The 2,215-nt window shown below is 44.3% G+C and carries 1 protein-coding gene; it reads right to left on the reverse strand.

Going from position 1 to position 2,215, the window contains the following annotated elements; translation table 11 throughout:
- Window positions 1–86: 86 nt before the first annotated feature.
- On the reverse strand, window positions 87–2,215 hold a 2,129-nt coding region (locus tag ACFE93_RS19990; protein ID WP_375475480.1), incomplete at its 5' end, for an ATP-binding protein.

Consider the following 2,215-nt stretch of genomic DNA (forward strand, 5'->3'; position numbering starts at 1 on the left):
AATAACAAATGCGTACTCCGAAATAACAAATGCGTACTCCAAAATAACAAATGCGATCGCCAATATAGCAAAGGAATCACTCTACTCTACTGCTGCAAAACCCAACGGCGAAAAAGTTCTACCATAATCCGCCAGTTTCCCTGAATTTCCTCAACAACATCATGACGCTTCAGAGTATTCAGCGCTTCCTGTAAATCATGGTCGTTCATACCTGTAGACTGAGCTAAGGCATCCAGACTTAGCCCTTCTGGGTGAGGTGCAAGCACTTGTACAATTGCTTGTTGACCCTCAGCACCCCGCGCCGCCTGACCCCAAACCCCATCAAAGTAGTAACGTCCCCGTTTGAAAAACTCAGGGTTATTGATAACTGCTTCCACGTCTTCTACTGTGAAAACTGGGTCACGCGATCGTCTTTGCTCAAAAACAAATTCATTGTAGCCACGCACTAGTTGAAAACCCAGCAGTTGCACTAAATATGGTTGACCGTGTGTCAAAGCATAAATTTCATCTGAAGCTTCCGGGATGTAGTCGAGGGGGAAGTCTTCATTACCTGGGTTAGCGAGAATTTGTCGAGTAGCTGCAAGTTCTTGAAAGCCTACATGAATAGGAATGACGCTGGCAAAGAAAGGTTGAAAATAATCTGCTGGCATTTCCTCCAAGGTGTGCAAACCAGCAAAGGCAAAGGCGATTTTAGAACTCATTTGCACTAATCCTCGCAGAAAACCCATAAAGTCGATAGGGATTTTTTTCGCTTCAATTAAATCTTCAATTTTCTCAAACTCGTCTAAGGCAATGATTAACCCACCATCTAGGTTTGCTTCAACCTGTTTTAAATAGCGTTCAAAAGTCCGGTAGGGGAGATTTAGTAAATCAGTGTCAGATGGTGGTGGAAGTTCGACAGTTTGAGAAATTTCATCACAAATTGCCATTAGCACCTCACCCACACCTTGGGGACTATCTCCCAAACGTAGCAAGTTGACATAAGCTAGCTGTATTTGTGAGCCTAAACATTGAGCAGCGTTAACCAGAATAGAAGTTTTGCCCATGCGCCTGTGACCGTAGAGAACTATAGACTGGAGTTGATTACCCATCACCCAGAGTTCTTCTAACTGTCTGATGATATCTTCTCGCCCAACGAAGAGATGACCTTGAACGGGGTCGCCTACTACATAAGGATTAACCACAGGTTTAGTGATGGAAATTTCTCCCACTTCACCAGCTATTTGTAAAAGGCTTTCTTTCCAAGTTTGAGCGATGTCTATAATTAATCCTTGCTCTGCTTGCGGTAATGTGTCGGCTTGATTTAAGATTTTTGTCAGTTCGCCTAATGCTCGATTAAGAGCTAAAGACCTGGCTGAACGTGAGACACTGCGTTGAATAAACTGAACATCGTCAACAACTCGTCGCAGATTAGCAAAGACTTTCCACGTGACTGAACGTAAAAGCGGTTGCTGTGGAAAACGAGGAACTTGGATAGCAGCAATAGCTTGGATAGCAGCAATAGAAGGTGGTTTTTGAACTTTATTAAACGCCGCTAAAGTTTGGGCAAGGGTAAACATTTCCTCGCCATAGAGAAGAGAACGTACTACAGCAAAAGCCTTTATTGCTCTAGCTGGTTCTTTTTCATGCAGATGCCAGAAACCAGCAGCAGCAGCACGGGCAAGAGTATCTAAGCGAGTGTCTGTGTTAAAACGAGCCTGAAAACCTTCTCCCCAAGAACGAGGCAAGAAAAAGAATAAGCCGAAAGAGAAGAAACCTTTGATAAACGTTGACTTTAGAGTTTGATTTAGAGAAGCTGAAGCAAAATGTACTATATTCCAATCAAAAGGATTTGCCGCCAATCCAGAGACAGTCCAAATAATTTGGTCTGAGGGAATTTTGGCAAGTACTCTATTGATTGCTTGAACAACAGGAATGAATTGTAGGGTATATGCCAGCAGTTCATTAGTATTATGTAAACCTGTTTCCCAATCATTTTGCAGCCAATTTTCCAAGCGCCAGACAAGATTAGGAAGAGGAAGCGGAGTGATACGGGGGAGTAGCCAATTACTGTTTTGGATGATTCGCAAGTTTAAAGGTGAGCCAATAAGCCAGTTTTCTGGACGCAGTACCGCTACGCCTACCGCCACGCCGAACGCCACGCCGAACGCCACGCCGAACGCTACGCCTATCGCCACGCCTATCGCCACACCGAACGCTACGCCAAACGCTACGC

Source organism: uncultured Nostoc sp. (genome assembly GCF_964247315.1).
Classification (GTDB): domain Bacteria; phylum Cyanobacteriota; class Cyanobacteriia; order Cyanobacteriales; family Nostocaceae; genus Nostoc.